Annotated in this window: 13 protein-coding genes; 12 read left to right on the top strand and 1 reads right to left on the bottom strand. The window is 45.5% G+C overall.

Annotated elements, in window-relative coordinates; all coding sequences use genetic code 11:
* Window positions 1-75: 75 nt before the first annotated feature.
* Complete coding sequence (locus AC6I7V_RS10665; protein ID WP_498010855.1) at window positions 76-615, top strand: DUF3332 family protein; 540 nt, start codon at window positions 76-78, stop codon at window positions 613-615.
* Between the two features lie 86 nt (window positions 616-701).
* On the opposite strand, the gene AC6I7V_RS10660 is transcribed toward AC6I7V_RS10665, so the two are convergent.
* Window positions 702-2,174, bottom strand: a complete 1,473-nt coding sequence (locus AC6I7V_RS10660) for an aminoacyl-histidine dipeptidase (RefSeq protein WP_498010854.1) — start codon at window positions 2,172-2,174, stop codon at window positions 702-704.
* A 455-nt stretch (window positions 2,175-2,629) separates the two neighbouring features.
* Here AC6I7V_RS10660 and vcdP point away from each other — a divergent pair, with 455 nt between their 5' ends.
* The 11 genes from vcdP (at window position 2,630) to ribBA (ending at window position 13,286) form a co-directional block, all read left to right on the top strand.
* The gene (vcdP, locus tag AC6I7V_RS10655; RefSeq protein ID WP_498010853.1) at window positions 2,630-2,719 is read left to right on the top strand and encodes a small protein VcdP; all 90 of its coding nucleotides are present in this window, start codon (window positions 2,630-2,632) and stop codon (window positions 2,717-2,719) included.
* A 580-nt stretch (window positions 2,720-3,299) separates the two neighbouring features.
* Window positions 3,300-4,589 (top strand): NCS2 family permease, encoded by a 1,290-nt coding sequence (locus tag AC6I7V_RS10650; protein WP_498010852.1) that lies wholly within the window; start codon window positions 3,300-3,302, stop codon window positions 4,587-4,589.
* Between the two features lie 64 nt (window positions 4,590-4,653).
* Window positions 4,654-5,118, top strand: a complete 465-nt coding sequence (gene gpt, locus AC6I7V_RS10645) for a xanthine phosphoribosyltransferase (RefSeq protein WP_032551628.1) — start codon at window positions 4,654-4,656, stop codon at window positions 5,116-5,118.
* A gap of 88 nt (window positions 5,119-5,206) precedes the next feature.
* Entirely contained in the window at window positions 5,207-6,460 is a 1,254-nt protein-coding gene (gene frsA, locus AC6I7V_RS10640) for an esterase FrsA (RefSeq protein ID WP_255230040.1), read from the top strand.
* Window positions 6,461-6,604: 144 nt separating this feature from the next.
* Complete coding sequence (gene crl, locus AC6I7V_RS10635; RefSeq protein ID WP_498010851.1) at window positions 6,605-6,994, top strand: sigma factor-binding protein Crl; 390 nt, start codon at window positions 6,605-6,607, stop codon at window positions 6,992-6,994.
* 122 nt (window positions 6,995-7,116) lie between these two features.
* On the top strand, window positions 7,117-8,256 hold the full coding sequence (proB, locus tag AC6I7V_RS10630; RefSeq protein ID WP_261882000.1) for a glutamate 5-kinase: 1,140 nt from the start codon (window positions 7,117-7,119) through the stop codon (window positions 8,254-8,256).
* A gap of 134 nt (window positions 8,257-8,390) precedes the next feature.
* On the top strand, window positions 8,391-9,641 hold the full coding sequence (locus AC6I7V_RS10625; RefSeq protein ID WP_498010850.1) for a glutamate-5-semialdehyde dehydrogenase: 1,251 nt from the start codon (window positions 8,391-8,393) through the stop codon (window positions 9,639-9,641).
* Window positions 9,642-9,766: 125 nt separating this feature from the next.
* A complete protein-coding gene (nrdR, locus tag AC6I7V_RS10620; RefSeq protein WP_255230043.1) occupies window positions 9,767-10,216 on the top strand; it encodes a transcriptional regulator NrdR in 450 nt (149 codons plus the stop codon).
* A 9-nt stretch (window positions 10,217-10,225) separates the two neighbouring features.
* Window positions 10,226-11,341 carry a bifunctional diaminohydroxyphosphoribosylaminopyrimidine deaminase/5-amino-6-(5-phosphoribosylamino)uracil reductase RibD gene (gene ribD / locus AC6I7V_RS10615; RefSeq protein ID WP_498010848.1) on the top strand — a complete coding sequence of 372 codons (1,116 nt, stop codon included), beginning with the start codon at window positions 10,226-10,228 and terminating at the stop codon, window positions 11,339-11,341.
* A 68-nt stretch (window positions 11,342-11,409) separates the two neighbouring features.
* Window positions 11,410-12,066 carry a riboflavin synthase gene (locus AC6I7V_RS10610; RefSeq protein ID WP_032551635.1) on the top strand — a complete coding sequence of 219 codons (657 nt, stop codon included), beginning with the start codon at window positions 11,410-11,412 and terminating at the stop codon, window positions 12,064-12,066.
* A gap of 110 nt (window positions 12,067-12,176) precedes the next feature.
* The gene (ribBA, locus tag AC6I7V_RS10605) at window positions 12,177-13,286 is read left to right on the top strand and encodes a bifunctional 3,4-dihydroxy-2-butanone-4-phosphate synthase/GTP cyclohydrolase II (RefSeq protein ID WP_032551636.1); all 1,110 of its coding nucleotides are present in this window, start codon (window positions 12,177-12,179) and stop codon (window positions 13,284-13,286) included.
* Window positions 13,287-13,538: the final 252 nt, after the last annotated feature.

The raw sequence follows: 13,538 nt of genomic DNA, 5'->3' as shown, positions 1-13,538 counted from the left end.
CTGATAATTCTTGAGTTTGAGGTTGGTACTATCCAGCCCCCTTTTTGGGGAGTAAATTAATCAACTGAGATCGTTATGAAAAAAACAATCACAAAGATCGTAGCATTGGCAGTGGCGTCGGCCGCTCTTTCTGGCTGTGTGGGTAGTAATGCTGTTACCGGTTACTTAATGCAATTTAACCTCAAAGCGGTGGACAACCGTTATGCGCGGGGTGGATTGAATATGCTGCTCGCGCCTGTTTACGGTTTAACCGTTGCGGCTGACTACTTGGTATTCAACTCGCTGGAGTTCTGGACGGGCAAAAACCCGATTACAGGTACTCCACATATTTTCGACAGCAAAACCGATACTTACATCGATATCAATCACAAATTAGATGAGTCTCTAACCGAAGCGCCAATCGCTCCGTTAACACAGAACCGTGTGATTGAGCGTGGTGAAATGACGCAGTTGGATGAAAATACGATTCAAATGAGCATCACCTACCAAAACGGTGACAAAGCAACTTTAATTGGTGTGCGTGACGGTGAAGTAGTGACGTATTCTATTGATGGTGAGATTGTGGCTCAAACGTCAATGGATGAACTAGCGGCTTACGCGGCAGAGCGCGCCTAAGATTTGTTGTAGAGAACGCAACAAACTCGTTATAAAAAAACAGGTGCTCGATGAGCACCTGTTTTAGTTTCTGCAAGAAAAGCGAATTATGCTTTTTCTGGGATGGCTTCAAGTAGTGCAACCATTTGGTTCCAGAATAGCTCAACCGTATCGATTTTCACTTTCTCATCTGGAGAGTGAGGGAACTTGATCGTAGGGCCGAAAGAAACCATGTCCATGTTCGGGTATGGTTCTTTGAATAGACCACACTCAAGACCCGCGTGGATAACCATAATGTTTGGCTTGTGGCCGTAGATGCCTTCGTACATGTCGCGGAAGATGTGCATGATTTCAGAATCCGCATCTGGCTTCCAACCAGGGTAAGCGCCAGAGAATTCGATAGTTGCGCCCGCAAGCTCTGCTACAGAGTGAAGCACGCTTTCAACTTGGCTACGGCCAGAATCGATAAGAGAGCGGATCAAGCACAGTACAGTGATTGAGTTCTCTTCAGTTGTGATAACACCCACGTTTAGAGATGTCTCTACCACACCTTCGATCTCATCACTCATACGGATCACGCCATTTGGCGCTGCGTTTAGTGCTGCAATGAATCGAGCTTGGTCAGCCGCGGCAAGTGCACCCATTTCAACTGAAGCTTCTTCGTTGAAAGTCACAATGCTGTCTTCTACTTTACCTAGCTCTGTTGAAAGAAGCTCCGTGTAGTAGTTGTATAGCGAAGCCAGTTTTTCTTGGTTTGCAGCGGGTACTGCAACTGTTACGAAGCCTTCACGAGGAATTGCGTTACGTAAGCTGCCGCCTTTGAATTCGACGATACGTAGGTCCAGCTCTTTTGCGTGACCAGCTAGGAAACGAGCAAGCAGTTTGTTCGCGTTTGCACGACCTGTGTGAATATCACAACCTGAGTGGCCGCCTTTCAGACCTTTTAGCGTTAGCTTGCGAGTTACGAAATCTGCTGGGATTGCAGTACGGGCAACGTTAAACTTCATCGCACCGTCGATACCGCCAGCACAACCCATGTACACTTCACCTTCTTGCTCTGAATCGGTATTAAGAAGGATTTCACCCTCTAACCAGCCCGCTTCAAGACCGAACGCACCAGTCATACCTGCTTCTTCGTCTACTGTTAGTAGAACTTCGATTGGGCCATGTTTAATGTCGTTTGATGCTAGAACCGCTAAGCATGATGCCATACCCATACCGTTGTCTGCGCCAAGCGTTGTGCCTTTTGCCGTTACCCATTCACCGTCGATGTACGGTTGGATAGGATCTTTAGTGAAGTCGTGAATCGTGTCTTCGTTCTTTTGAGGAACCATATCGATGTGAGCTTGCAGTACCACACCTTTTTTGTTTTCCATACCCGGTGTTGCAGGCTTCTTGATGAACACGTTGCCCGTTGGGTCACGACGAACATCTAGGCCCTGTTCTGTTGCCCAGGCAATAATGTATTGAGCAAGCTCTTCTTCGTGTTTTGATGGGTGTGGGATTGAGCAAATTTTATCGAAAAACTGCCAAAGTGGGGCAGGGGATAATTTACTGATCTCAGAATGGAATTCAGACACGGATAACTCCTTTTTTATTTAATAACCATATCTTTAGGTAAAAGTTGCTTTGTACAAAGGACAATTATCTAGAAATATAGGTCTGTTTTGATGCCGACAGCATACCATTTGAGCGGGTAGACGAGTAGCGGTAGTCGCGGGCAATTGTTTCAAAGTTTGAAAAGAGATTTGTTGCTCTGATCAAAAATAGGCGCTCAGTTGCTTAATAAGTTTCCATGCAAACGTTTTTATCGTTCTTTTGTGTAATTTAATTACATTTTGAATTTGTTATCTGGTCTTTTTTGATAAAAAATGTGATTTAGTGCAAGATTTTCTTGTAATCTTTTTTCTTTAAGGTATATTAATAACCAACTTCTGAGATGAAGAGTAAATGCTCAAAGGATGAGTCCGTTTATCGCCTCCAAGGAACCGAGAAATCAAAAGTGTTTTTTAATTGATTTATTAAGGTGATAGTTATGAAAGGTTTACCATCTGCAACGTTCTGGCTTAACAGCTCTGTTTACACTAGCAACTTTGCATACCCAACTAGCTTTGGTTACAAGTAACCTGAGCGTGTGACTTGAACAGTTTGTTCACCCCTATATATTGGAATTTTTTACAACCCTCTGGTTGACTGATTCTACCGCCACTCATAGTTGAGTGGCGTTTTTTTTGCCTGCTGTTTTCCATCACCGTTCCAATGCTCGATTTGTGACCTTAATACTGTGTCCTCAGGCTCTCTTTCTGCGCTATTTTTGATCACTGATTTAATGTAATTGGTAGCATAATGTTTGGTTGAATTTTGAACTGTAACTGTTCGGAATTTTCATTATTACTGGATCTGTTGAAAAATGGGGCAATTTTATGACTTTTATCGTACGCTACTTGCCTAACCTTCCATGTGAACTTTTTGCATAGTTCAAAAAAACACCACTTGCTTTTAGTTTTTTGTTTGTTTTAAGTATCTGTTAAATATTGTTTTTTTATGCTTTTAATGGCGTTTTTTAATCGATCTGTTTCATACGTTTTCACCATTAATATTAGTTAGAGTCTTAATTCTATCTGGAATTTGTTATTTGATAACTTTATAATCCTGAGCCAATCGATTACGCAACCGTTTACTTTTTACCCTTATAGGATTCGATAATGTTCGAAAAGCTATTTAAACTCAGTGAAAATGGCACCAATGTGCGCACTGAAATCATCGCCGGTCTAACGACCTTCCTTACGATGGCTTACATCATTTTTGTAAACCCAATGATCTTAGCTGATGCTGGTATGGATCACGGCGCTGTATTTGTAGCAACCTGTTTAGCTGCGGCTATTGGCTGTTTCATCATGGGCTTTGTTGCCAATTACCCAATTGCTCAAGCACCAGGTATGGGGCTGAATGCGTTCTTTACCTACGCCGTTGTAATGGGCATGGGTTACACGTGGCAGGTGGCTTTGGCTGCGGTATTCGTATCGGGCGTTATCTTCATTTTTCTAAGTATTTTTAAAGTTCGCGAATGGATCATTAACTCGATTCCTATGTCACTGCGCGTGGGTATCTCTGCGGGTATCGGTCTTTTCCTTGCCTTTATCGCTCTAAGCAACGCTGGTATCGTGGTTTCTAACCCAGCAACCAAAGTATCACTAGGTGACATTACAGCGATTGGCCCTATTTTGGGTGCACTTGGTTTCTTCTTAACGGTTGCACTGGTTCACCGTGGTGTGAAAGGTGCTGTAATGATCGCGATTCTTGCTATCACAGCGATTGCAATCATTGTTGGTGATGTGCAATACGGTGGTATTATTTCTACGCCACCAAGTCTAGCGCCAACATTCATGCAGCTTGATTTCTCTGCTGTATTTGAAATCGGTATGATCTCGGTTGTGTTTGCTTTCCTATTCGTCGACCTATTTGACACGGCGGGAACGTTAGTTGGTGTTGCAACTAAAGCAAACCTAATTAAAGAAGACGGTAAACTTCCTCGTCTGAACAAAGCACTGCTTGCTGACTCAACCGCAACGTCAATTGGTGCTCTTCTAGGTACATCAAACACCACTTCTTACGTGGAGAGTGTTTCAGGTGTTGCAGAGGGTGGTCGTACCGGTCTAACGGCTGTTGTTGTAGGCGTACTTTTCCTTCTTGCTCTATTCTTCTCACCTCTAGCGGGTATGATTCCAGCGTACGCAACGTCAGGTGCACTATTCTATGTAGCCATTCTGATGATGTCTGGTCTGGTTGGTATTGATTGGCGTGATATTACAGAAGCAGCTCCAGTCGTGGTAACATGTCTGCTTATGCCGTTGACGTACTCTATTGCAGAGGGTATCTCTCTAGGCTTCATCGCTTACGCTGCAATTAAGCTGCTAAGTGGTAAAGGTCGCGACGTTTCTATTGCCGTTTGGGTAATGTCATTGATCTTTATCCTTAAGTACATCTTCGCTTAATCGCTTGCAGAGGCCAAGTTGATATGGCCTCTAACAACATGACAATTTATTAGGTTTAATTACTATGAGTAACAAATTCATCATCACATGGGACAACATGCAATCTTACTGCCGTGAACTGGCTGCTAAGCAAATGCCTGCAGAACAGTGGAAGGGTATCTGGGCAGTAAGTCGTGGTGGCTTAGTACCAGGTGCAATCTTGGCTCGTGAGTTAGGTATTCGTTACGTTGATACAATTTGTATTTCTAGCTACGACCACGATCACCAACGTGATATGACTGTCGTTAAAGCGCCAGAGGGTGACGGTGAAGGTTTCCTAATCGTTGAAGACCTAGTAGACAGCGGTGACACTGCACGTAAACTGCGTGAAATGTACCCTAAAGCGAAGCTAATCGCGGTATGTGCTAAGCCTTCAGGTGCAGCGCTACTCGACGATTACATTGTTGATATCGCTCAAGACACATGGATTGAACAGCCGTGGGATCTAAGCCTAGGTTACATTGAGCCAGTAAATCGCAAGTCAAAATAAGCATAATCTGTGTTTTTTGAGAAATGACCCTTTATAGGGTCATTTTTTTTTATATTATTACAGTCATCATCCTCGACTGAGAATCCCCATGTCGTTATCTGAAGAAACCAGTAAAAACCTATCTGAAACTCTATTTGTCAAACATAAACAGGCGAAAGAGACCTCAATGCTGACGCAATATATGCCGAGCTCTGTCGACATGCTTGAACAGAAGCATGAACAACAAGACAGCGCGTGGTATCGAAACCTGCGCCGCATGCAGTGGGTCTGGCAAGGGGTAAACCCGATTGAACAAGAAGCGGTGTTGTCACGCATTGCATCATCGACCCATTCGCGTACGACAGATGATTGGTTGGATACCGTCATGGGCTACCGCAGTGGTAACTGGGCTTATGAGTGGACCAAGCTCGGTATGCAACACCAAAACCGTGCTAACGATAAGAGCGGCGAAGAGGTTGCAGAGGAACTGTTTTCTGCGTCACTTTGCTTTAGTATTGCTGGCTACCCTCACTTGAAAAACGACAACCTAGCGACTCAAGCTCAGGTGTTGGCCAACACAGCTTATGCAGAAGCGATTAAGCACACTAAACTGGTGGTAAAGCAGCTTGAGATTCCGTATCAAAATCGCAAGATCAAAGCGCACCTGCACCTATCGAACACAGATAAACCTCAACCTGTGGTGATTGTCAGTGCGGGGCTAGATAGTTTGCAAACGGATATGTGGCGTCTATTCCGAGATTATCTTGCACCGAAGAATATCGCGATGTTGACAGTAGATATGCCATCAATTGGTCACAGTTCTCACTGGCCGCTCACCGAAGACTCTTCTTGTTTGCACCAAGCGGTTCTGAATGAGCTACCGAACATCCCTTGGGTTGATCACTACAAGGTTGGTCTGTTTGGTTTCCGTTTTGGCGGCAACGCAATGGTTCGTCTGTCTTTCCTAGAGCAGCAGAAAATCAAAGCTTGTGTGGCACTCGGTGCACCGATTCACGATATCTTTGTCCATGCGGATAAACTGAAACAGATGCCCAAAATGCACCTCGACGTACTTGCCTCACGTCTGGGCAAGGGTGTCGTTGATATCAATAGCTTGTCGGGCCAACTGATGGCTTGGTCTCTAAAAGTTCAAGGGCTACTAGCCAACAGTAAAACACAAGTTCCTATCCTAGCATTGGCTCTAGAAGGTGATCCGGTATCACCGCCATCTGATAATCAATTAGTTGCTATTTACAGCGATTACGGTAAAGCGAAGAAAATTAAATCCAAATCAATTACACAGGGTTATGAGCAATCCCTCGAATTGGCGATAAAATGGCTCGAGGATGAATTATTTAGATGACATTTCTCCTAAATTAGTTAAGCATAAAAAATGTACAGATTAAGTACTTGATGCTCAGATAGAATTTATAAAATCCAATTGCAGCGTTTTTACGTATTGCCATCTGAGTAACGTCATTCTTAACATTGAAAATGGAGATTCAATATGTCAGAAGTGACACAACAACCTACGCATTATCGTCTGCTGAATGTTTTAAAGGCCATTGGCCCATATCTGAGAGAGCCACAATCGGAAGAGGGTCACTACATCTTCGATTGCCTTTCGGTATGTGTAAACGATAAGAAGTCACCAGAAGAGCGTGAGTTCTGGGGGTGGTGGCTAGAATTGGCAAAATCTGAACAAGGCTTTACTGCCAAATACAACATTGGAAAATATAATGTTGAAGGTGAATGGGAAGTGTTGGAACTTCCTAAAAAGGCTGTTTCTGAGGTAACTCGCACTCAGGAGGCTTTTCATCAAAAGCTCTCTGACGAGCTGAAATCTAAGTTCGAGCTGGAGGTTGGGCTAGACGCAGCTTCTGTCGAATTTGTTTAATTTTAAAGGTTACTCCTCTCTATAAGGTAAAAAGGTGCGATTTCGCACCTTTTCTACTTGTGAATTCCTGTTTTGATTGTTAAAACATCACCTCTTATTTGTTTTATTCATATAAAGACTTCATGACAACTAATCATCAAAGCGGGACAGCAACACAGCGTAAAACTGTGGTTGTTAAACTGGGTACCAGTGTCTTAACTGGTGGCACATTAGCGTTAGATCGAGCTCACATGGTAGAGCTTGTACGTCAGTGTGCAGAACTGAAAAAGCAAGGCCACTCTGTGGTTATGGTTTCGTCTGGCGCTATCGCAGCTGGACGTGAGCACCTTGGTTACCCCGCACTGCCCAACTCAATGGCGAGCAAACAGTTGCTTGCTGCAGTAGGACAGAGTCAGCTGATTCAGGTTTGGGAGTCTTTGTTTGCTATCTACGGCATCAAGATTGGCCAAATGCTGCTAACGCGCGCTGACCTTGATGACCGTGAGCGCTTCCTAAATGCACGTGACACCATTAATGCATTGGTGGATAACGACATTATCCCAATCGTTAATGAGAACGATGCAGTAGCGACCAACGAGATTAAAGTAGGCGACAACGATAACTTGTCGGCTTTAGTCGGTATTTTGTGTGGTGCTGATAAGCTTCTACTCCTGACTGATCAAAAAGGTCTATTTACCGCAGATCCTCGCAAAGACCCAAATGCTGAGTTGATTAAAGAGGTTAAGACCATCGATGATACTTTACGTAAGATCGCTGGTGGCAGTGGCACGACTTTGGGTACTGGCGGCATGGCAACTAAGCTGCAAGCAGCGGATATTGCACGTCGTGCTGGTATTGAAGTGATCATCGCAGCAGGCAGCGCGGAGAATGTGGTCTTCGACTCACTCAGTGCAGAACCACAAGGCACACGTTTCTTGCCATTAGAAGAGGCGCTTGAGAACCGCAAGCGTTGGATCCTAGCTGGCCCTGCATCGGCTGGTGATATCGTGGTTGATGACGGTGCAGTGAATGCTGTGAACACTAAAGGCAGCAGCTTATTGGCTAAAGGTGTGATTCAAGTTCGCGGTGAGTTCTCTCGTGGCGAAGTGACTCAAGTGACTGATAAAAAAGGTAAAGTGATTGCGCGTGGTATCGCAAGCTACTCAAGTCAAGACTTGGCGAAGATTGCGGGCAAACACAGTAAAGATATTGGAGAAATTCTGGGTTATGACTACGGCTCAGAGGTTATTCACCGTGATGACATGGTAGTGATCCAAGAGTAACAGACGAACTAAACGGAGTACGCTTACTCAGAAAATGAGAGACCAATGAATAGCTGCCGATAGAAGGTGGCTATTTCATTAACTAGCGCACCCAGAATTTCAGAGAGACAGACAGAATTAAGGGAGAGTTAAACGTGGATTTAACTAACATGGGTATCGCAGCAAAACAGGCTGCCTTTCACCTAGCAACAGCATCAACAGCGCAGAAAAACAAAGCGCTCTCTATCATTGCAGATGAGCTAGAAGCCAATGCAGCGACCATTCTTGAAGCGAACGCAAAAGATATTGAATTGGGTCGTGAAGCTGGTTTAACAGAAGCATTGCTTGACCGCCTACTTCTTAACGAAGAGCGTCTAACGGGCATTGCTAACGATGTGCGCAACGTTATTAGCCTGAATGATCCTGTAGGCAGCGAAATTGACAGCAAGGTACTAGAAAACGGTATGTCACTATCTCGCCGTCGTGTACCGCTTGGTGTTGTTGGTGTTATCTATGAAGCACGCCCGAATGTAACCATCGACATTGCTGCACTGTGCCTGAAAACAGGTAACGCAAGCATCCTACGTGGTGGTAAAGAGACGTTCTTCTCAAACATGGAGCTGGTTAAAGTTATCCAATCTGCACTCGAAAAAGCAGAGCTACCAGCAGCATCGGTACAATACATTGAGAAGCCAGATCGCGAACTTGTGTCTCAGCTACTTAAGCTAGACGAGTACGTTGATATGATCATCCCACGTGGTGGTGCAGGTCTACACAAAATGTGTAAAGAGAACAGCACCATCCCAGTAATCATCGGTGGCTTTGGTATTAGCCACATTTTCGTTGATGAATCGGCTGACCTAGAAAAGTCAGTAGATGTGGTTGAAAACTCAAAGGTTCAACGCCCATCAGCATGTAACTCGCTAGATACTCTGCTTGTTCATGAAGCGGTCGCTGAGGAGTTCCTTGGTAAGCTTAAAACACGCCTAGCGGGTAAAGTGACATTAGTCGCTGATGCAAGTGCTAAAGCGCTGCTTGCTGATTTCGCTGACGTGCGTGATGCGGGTGAAGATGATTTCGATACTGAGTGGCTAAGCTACACCTTGGGTGTCAAAGTGGTTGCTGACGTAGCTCAGGCAATTGACCACATGCGCGTACATAATGCGAGTCACTCAGATGCGATCATGACAAACAGCCTAGAGAGCTCTGAGCGCTTCATTAACTCAGTCGGTTCTGCGGCAGTGTATGTGAATGCATCAACTCGCTTTACTGATGGTGCACAGTTTGGTCTGGGCGCAGAAGTGGCGGTATCAACACAGAAGCTTCATGCTCGTGGTCCTATGGGATTGGAAGAGCTAACCAGTTACAAGTGGGTTGGTAAAGCGAACTACCTAGTTCGTAGCTAGGATGAATGTGAAGCTCGGTTGGTCATAATCAACCAATAACCACATAAAAGGGCCTTAATTGGCCCTTTTTCTTTCCCTACGTTTGGCAATTCCGTTACACTGACAATCAATTATTTGGAGGTGATATGCATTGTCCTTTTTGTTCAGAGAACGACACTAAAGTAATCGACTCAAGGCTAGTCGCAGACGGGCATCAAGTTCGTCGTCGCCGTCAATGCCTGGCCTGTAGTGAGCGTTTTACGACATTCGAATCGGCTGAGCTTGTTATGCCAAAAGTGATCAAGTCGAATGGCAACCGTGAACCCTTTAACGAAGACAAAATGGTCGGCGGAATTCAACGTGCATTAGAGAAGCGCCCAGTGAGCGCAGATGCCATTGAACTTGCGATCAGTACCATCAAGTCTCAACTGCGAGCAACTGGCGAGCGTGAAGTACCAACAGAGATGATTGGTAATCTTGTCATGGACCAACTGAAAGAGCTCGATAAGGTGGCTTACATTCGTTTTGCCTCTGTTTACCGCAGTTTTGAAGACATCCGAGAGTTTGGCGAAGAGATTGCCAAGCTAGAGGACTAACTCCCACTCATGTCAAAATTTTCTCCGTTAGATTTTCAAATGATGTCGCGTGCCATGCAACTGGCTAAGCGCGGCATTTATACCACTGCACCAAATCCAAATGTCGGCTGCGTTATCGCGCACGGCGACAACATTGTTGGTGAAGGTTTTCATGCCAAAGCGGGTGAAGCACACGCAGAAGTTCATGCCATGAGAATGGCTGGCGATAAAGCCAAAGGCGCGACTGCTTATGTCACGCTAGAGCCGTGTTCTCATTACGGTCGCACGCCGCCATGCGCTGAAGGGTTGATTAAGGCTCAAGTTGCCAAAGTGATTTGTGCAATGGAGGACCCGAACCCGAAAGTTGCAGGCCGTGGCATCAAAATGCTGCGTGATGCGGGTATTGAGGTTCAAGTTGGGCTGCTAGAGCAAGATGCATTGGCGTTAAACCCAGCCTTTATCAAACGCATGCAAACAGGTAGGCCGTTTGTTCAATTGAAGATGGCAGCAAGCTTAGACGGCCAAACTGCTTTGAGTAATGGCCAGAGCCAATGGATTACTTCGCCGCATGCTCGTCGTGATGTGCAGCATTACCGTGCCAAGGCGGGAACGGTGTTATCGACCAGTCAAACTGTGATTGAAGATAATGCGTCACTCAATGTGCGTTGGGATGAATTACCGCAAGCAGTTCAGGCTCTTTATCCTCAATCTTCGCTGCGCCAACCTACACGTGTGATTCTCGATCGACAGGCACAATTGCTTCAAGCTGATAATCAAGATCTCAAGTTGTATCAATCTCAAGCTCCAGTGCTACGGGTTGCTGAGTCTGAAGCTGACATTATGGTTGCTCTCGACAGTGAAGGGCAGCTTGATATTGCCCAGCTGATTCAAGATCTTCCTAGTCATCATATCGACCATATTTGGGTGGAAGCGGGCGCAACATTGGCAAAAAGCTTTATTGAGAATCAACTGGTTGACGAGCTAATCTTATACTTAGCACCTAAACTAATGGGCAGCGATGGCCGCGGTTTGATGGGTGCGTTGGGCTTAAGCTCAATGGATGCCGTGATCGATTTGTCGATCAAAGATGTGCGTATGGTAGGGCCTGATATTCGCATTGTCGCTCAGCCAGTATGGAAATCTTAATCCGCGATAGTTATATCTATAGTAATTTAACTGCTTGATGCAAAAGCAGTAAGAACAAGAGTTTTAGAATGTTTACAGGAATTGTAGAAGCCGTAGGTACCTTAAGTGCTATCACACCTCGCGGTGAAGATATTACGGTCACCGTGAATGTCGGTAAGCTGGATATGTCTGATGTACAGCTCGGCGACAGCATCGCCACCAATGGTGTGTGTTTGACTGTGGTTGAATTCGATGACAACAGCTACAGCGCTGACTTATCACTGGAAACTCTGAAAAAGACCGGCTTTATCGACTATCAAGCGGGCGATAAGGTAAACCTTGAGAAAGCAATGCTGCCGACCACTCGTTTTGGCGGTCACATTGTTTCTGGTCACGTTGATGGTGTGGGCGAGATCGTTGAGCGCAACCAAGTTGGTCGTGCAATTGAATTCTGGGTAGAGATGCCAGCGGAGATCTCAAAGTACGTCGCTCAAAAAGGCTCTATTACTGTCGACGGTATCAGTCTCACAGTGAACGATTTACGTAAGAACGCGTTTAAGCTGACTATTGTTCCTCACACCTCATCAGAGACGACGATTGATCAATTTAATGTCGGTCGTAAGGTGAACCTTGAAGTCGACGTACTTGCTCGTTACATGGAGCGACTACTGCAAGGCCAGCAAGAAGAGTCTAAGCCAGAGTCTCGTCTAACAATGGAATTCTTACAACAAAACGGTTTTGCTTAATCAACGACTCCTTGTGCGCGACAGCGAAGGGCAGTGGAGTTGAGCAATTCCAATCAGGTTTAAACAGTGTCGGTTCTTGGAAGCAGAACCATTTCAAAGGATATAAAATAATGCCAATTAGTACTCCTCAAGAAATTATTGAAGACATCCGCCTAGGAAAGATGGTTATCCTGATGGACGATGAAGATCGCGAGAATGAAGGCGATCTGATCATGGCGGCAGAGCATGTAACGCCAGAAGCAATCAATTTTATGGCGATGTTCGGTCGTGGCTTGATCTGTCTGACGCTAACCAAAGAGCGCTCGAGCCGTTTAGGTCTCGCGCCAATGGTTCAAGACAACAACGCGCAATACACCACTAACTTCACCGTTTCTATTGAAGCAGCGCAAGGCGTAACGACGGGCATTTCTGCATCGGACCGTGCCGTGACTGTTCAGGCGGCTGTAGCGAAAGAGGCGAAAGCGGCAGACCTCGTTCAACCGGGCCATATCTTCCCATTGACGGCTCAAGAGGGCGGTGTACTAACACGTGCAGGTCACACTGAAGCGGGTTGTGATTTGGCTCGCTTGGCAGGTTGCGAACCAGCATCTGTGATTGTTGAAATCCTGAATGACGATGGCACTATGGCTCGTCGTCCAGACCTTGAAGTGTTTGCTGAAAAGCACGACATCAAGCTAGGTACGATTGCTGACCTTATCGAATACCGCAACAACACCGAGACGACGATTGAGCGTGTTGCGCAGTGTCATTTGCCAACTGAGTTCGGTGACTTCGAACTCGTGACATACCGTGACACGATTGATAACCAAATCCACTATGCGATGCAAAAGGGTGACCTAACGGGCGAAGCACCACTGGTTCGTGTTCACCTGCATGACACCTTCACCGATCTGCTGCATTCTGATCGTGGTACTGAGCGCAGCTGGTCGCTAGATAAGGCGATGAAGCGTATCGGCGAAGAAGGCGGCGTTCTAGTGATTCTTGGCAATGAAGAGTCGTCTGATTCTCTGATTCACAAAGTGAAGACTTTCGAAGCTCAAGACAAGAACGAGCAGCCAACTATGGCTAAAAAGCAAGGTACGTCACGTCGTGTTGGTGTCGGCTCTCAGATCCTGCAAGACCTTGGTGTTCAGGACATGCGTCTACTCTCTTCAAGTACGAAACGCTACCACGCACTGGGTGGTTTTGGTTTGAATGTGGTTGAGTACGTGTGCGAATAGCGCTGATTCAAAACAGAACAATCAGCAAACTTTTTAGGTAATACAGTCTCGATTAAACGATAAGTATCAAGCAGAGAGCACAAGATTGCATAGTCCGCTCTCTGCGTTTTGAGCCTTATCGACAAAGGAATCACGCTGTCGTTACTACTTTATTTCTCCGGTATCAGCTCAATAAAATTAGCATTAGATATTGCTCACAGTTTTGTGCTAGAATCCGGCGATTCTCACTTGATGAAAATAGTTAAAGGAAGG

This window comes from Vibrio sp. KUL70 (genome assembly GCF_059725515.1).
This window is presented reverse-complemented; position numbering and strand designations above follow the sequence as displayed.

Excerpts from the sequence above, each read along its gene's own strand:
- AC6I7V_RS10665 (WP_498010855.1), top strand. The coding sequence starts at position 76 with ATGAAAAAAACAATCACAAAGATCGTAGCATTGGCAGTGGCGTCGGCC.
- vcdP (WP_498010853.1), top strand. The coding sequence starts at position 2,630 with ATGAAAGGTTTACCATCTGCAACGTTCTGGCTTAACAGCTCTGTTTAC.
- AC6I7V_RS10650 (WP_498010852.1), top strand. The coding sequence starts at position 3,300 with ATGTTCGAAAAGCTATTTAAACTCAGTGAAAATGGCACCAATGTGCGC.
- gpt (WP_032551628.1), top strand. The coding sequence starts at position 4,654 with ATGAGTAACAAATTCATCATCACATGGGACAACATGCAATCTTACTGC.
- frsA (WP_255230040.1), top strand. The coding sequence starts at position 5,207 with ATGTCGTTATCTGAAGAAACCAGTAAAAACCTATCTGAAACTCTATTT.
- crl (WP_498010851.1), top strand. The coding sequence starts at position 6,605 with ATGTCAGAAGTGACACAACAACCTACGCATTATCGTCTGCTGAATGTT.
- proB (WP_261882000.1), top strand. The coding sequence starts at position 7,117 with ATGACAACTAATCATCAAAGCGGGACAGCAACACAGCGTAAAACTGTG.
- nrdR (WP_255230043.1), top strand. The coding sequence starts at position 9,767 with ATGCATTGTCCTTTTTGTTCAGAGAACGACACTAAAGTAATCGACTCA.
- ribD (WP_498010848.1), top strand. The coding sequence starts at position 10,226 with ATGTCAAAATTTTCTCCGTTAGATTTTCAAATGATGTCGCGTGCCATG.
- AC6I7V_RS10610 (WP_032551635.1), top strand. The coding sequence starts at position 11,410 with ATGTTTACAGGAATTGTAGAAGCCGTAGGTACCTTAAGTGCTATCACA.
- ribBA (WP_032551636.1), top strand. The coding sequence starts at position 12,177 with ATGCCAATTAGTACTCCTCAAGAAATTATTGAAGACATCCGCCTAGGA.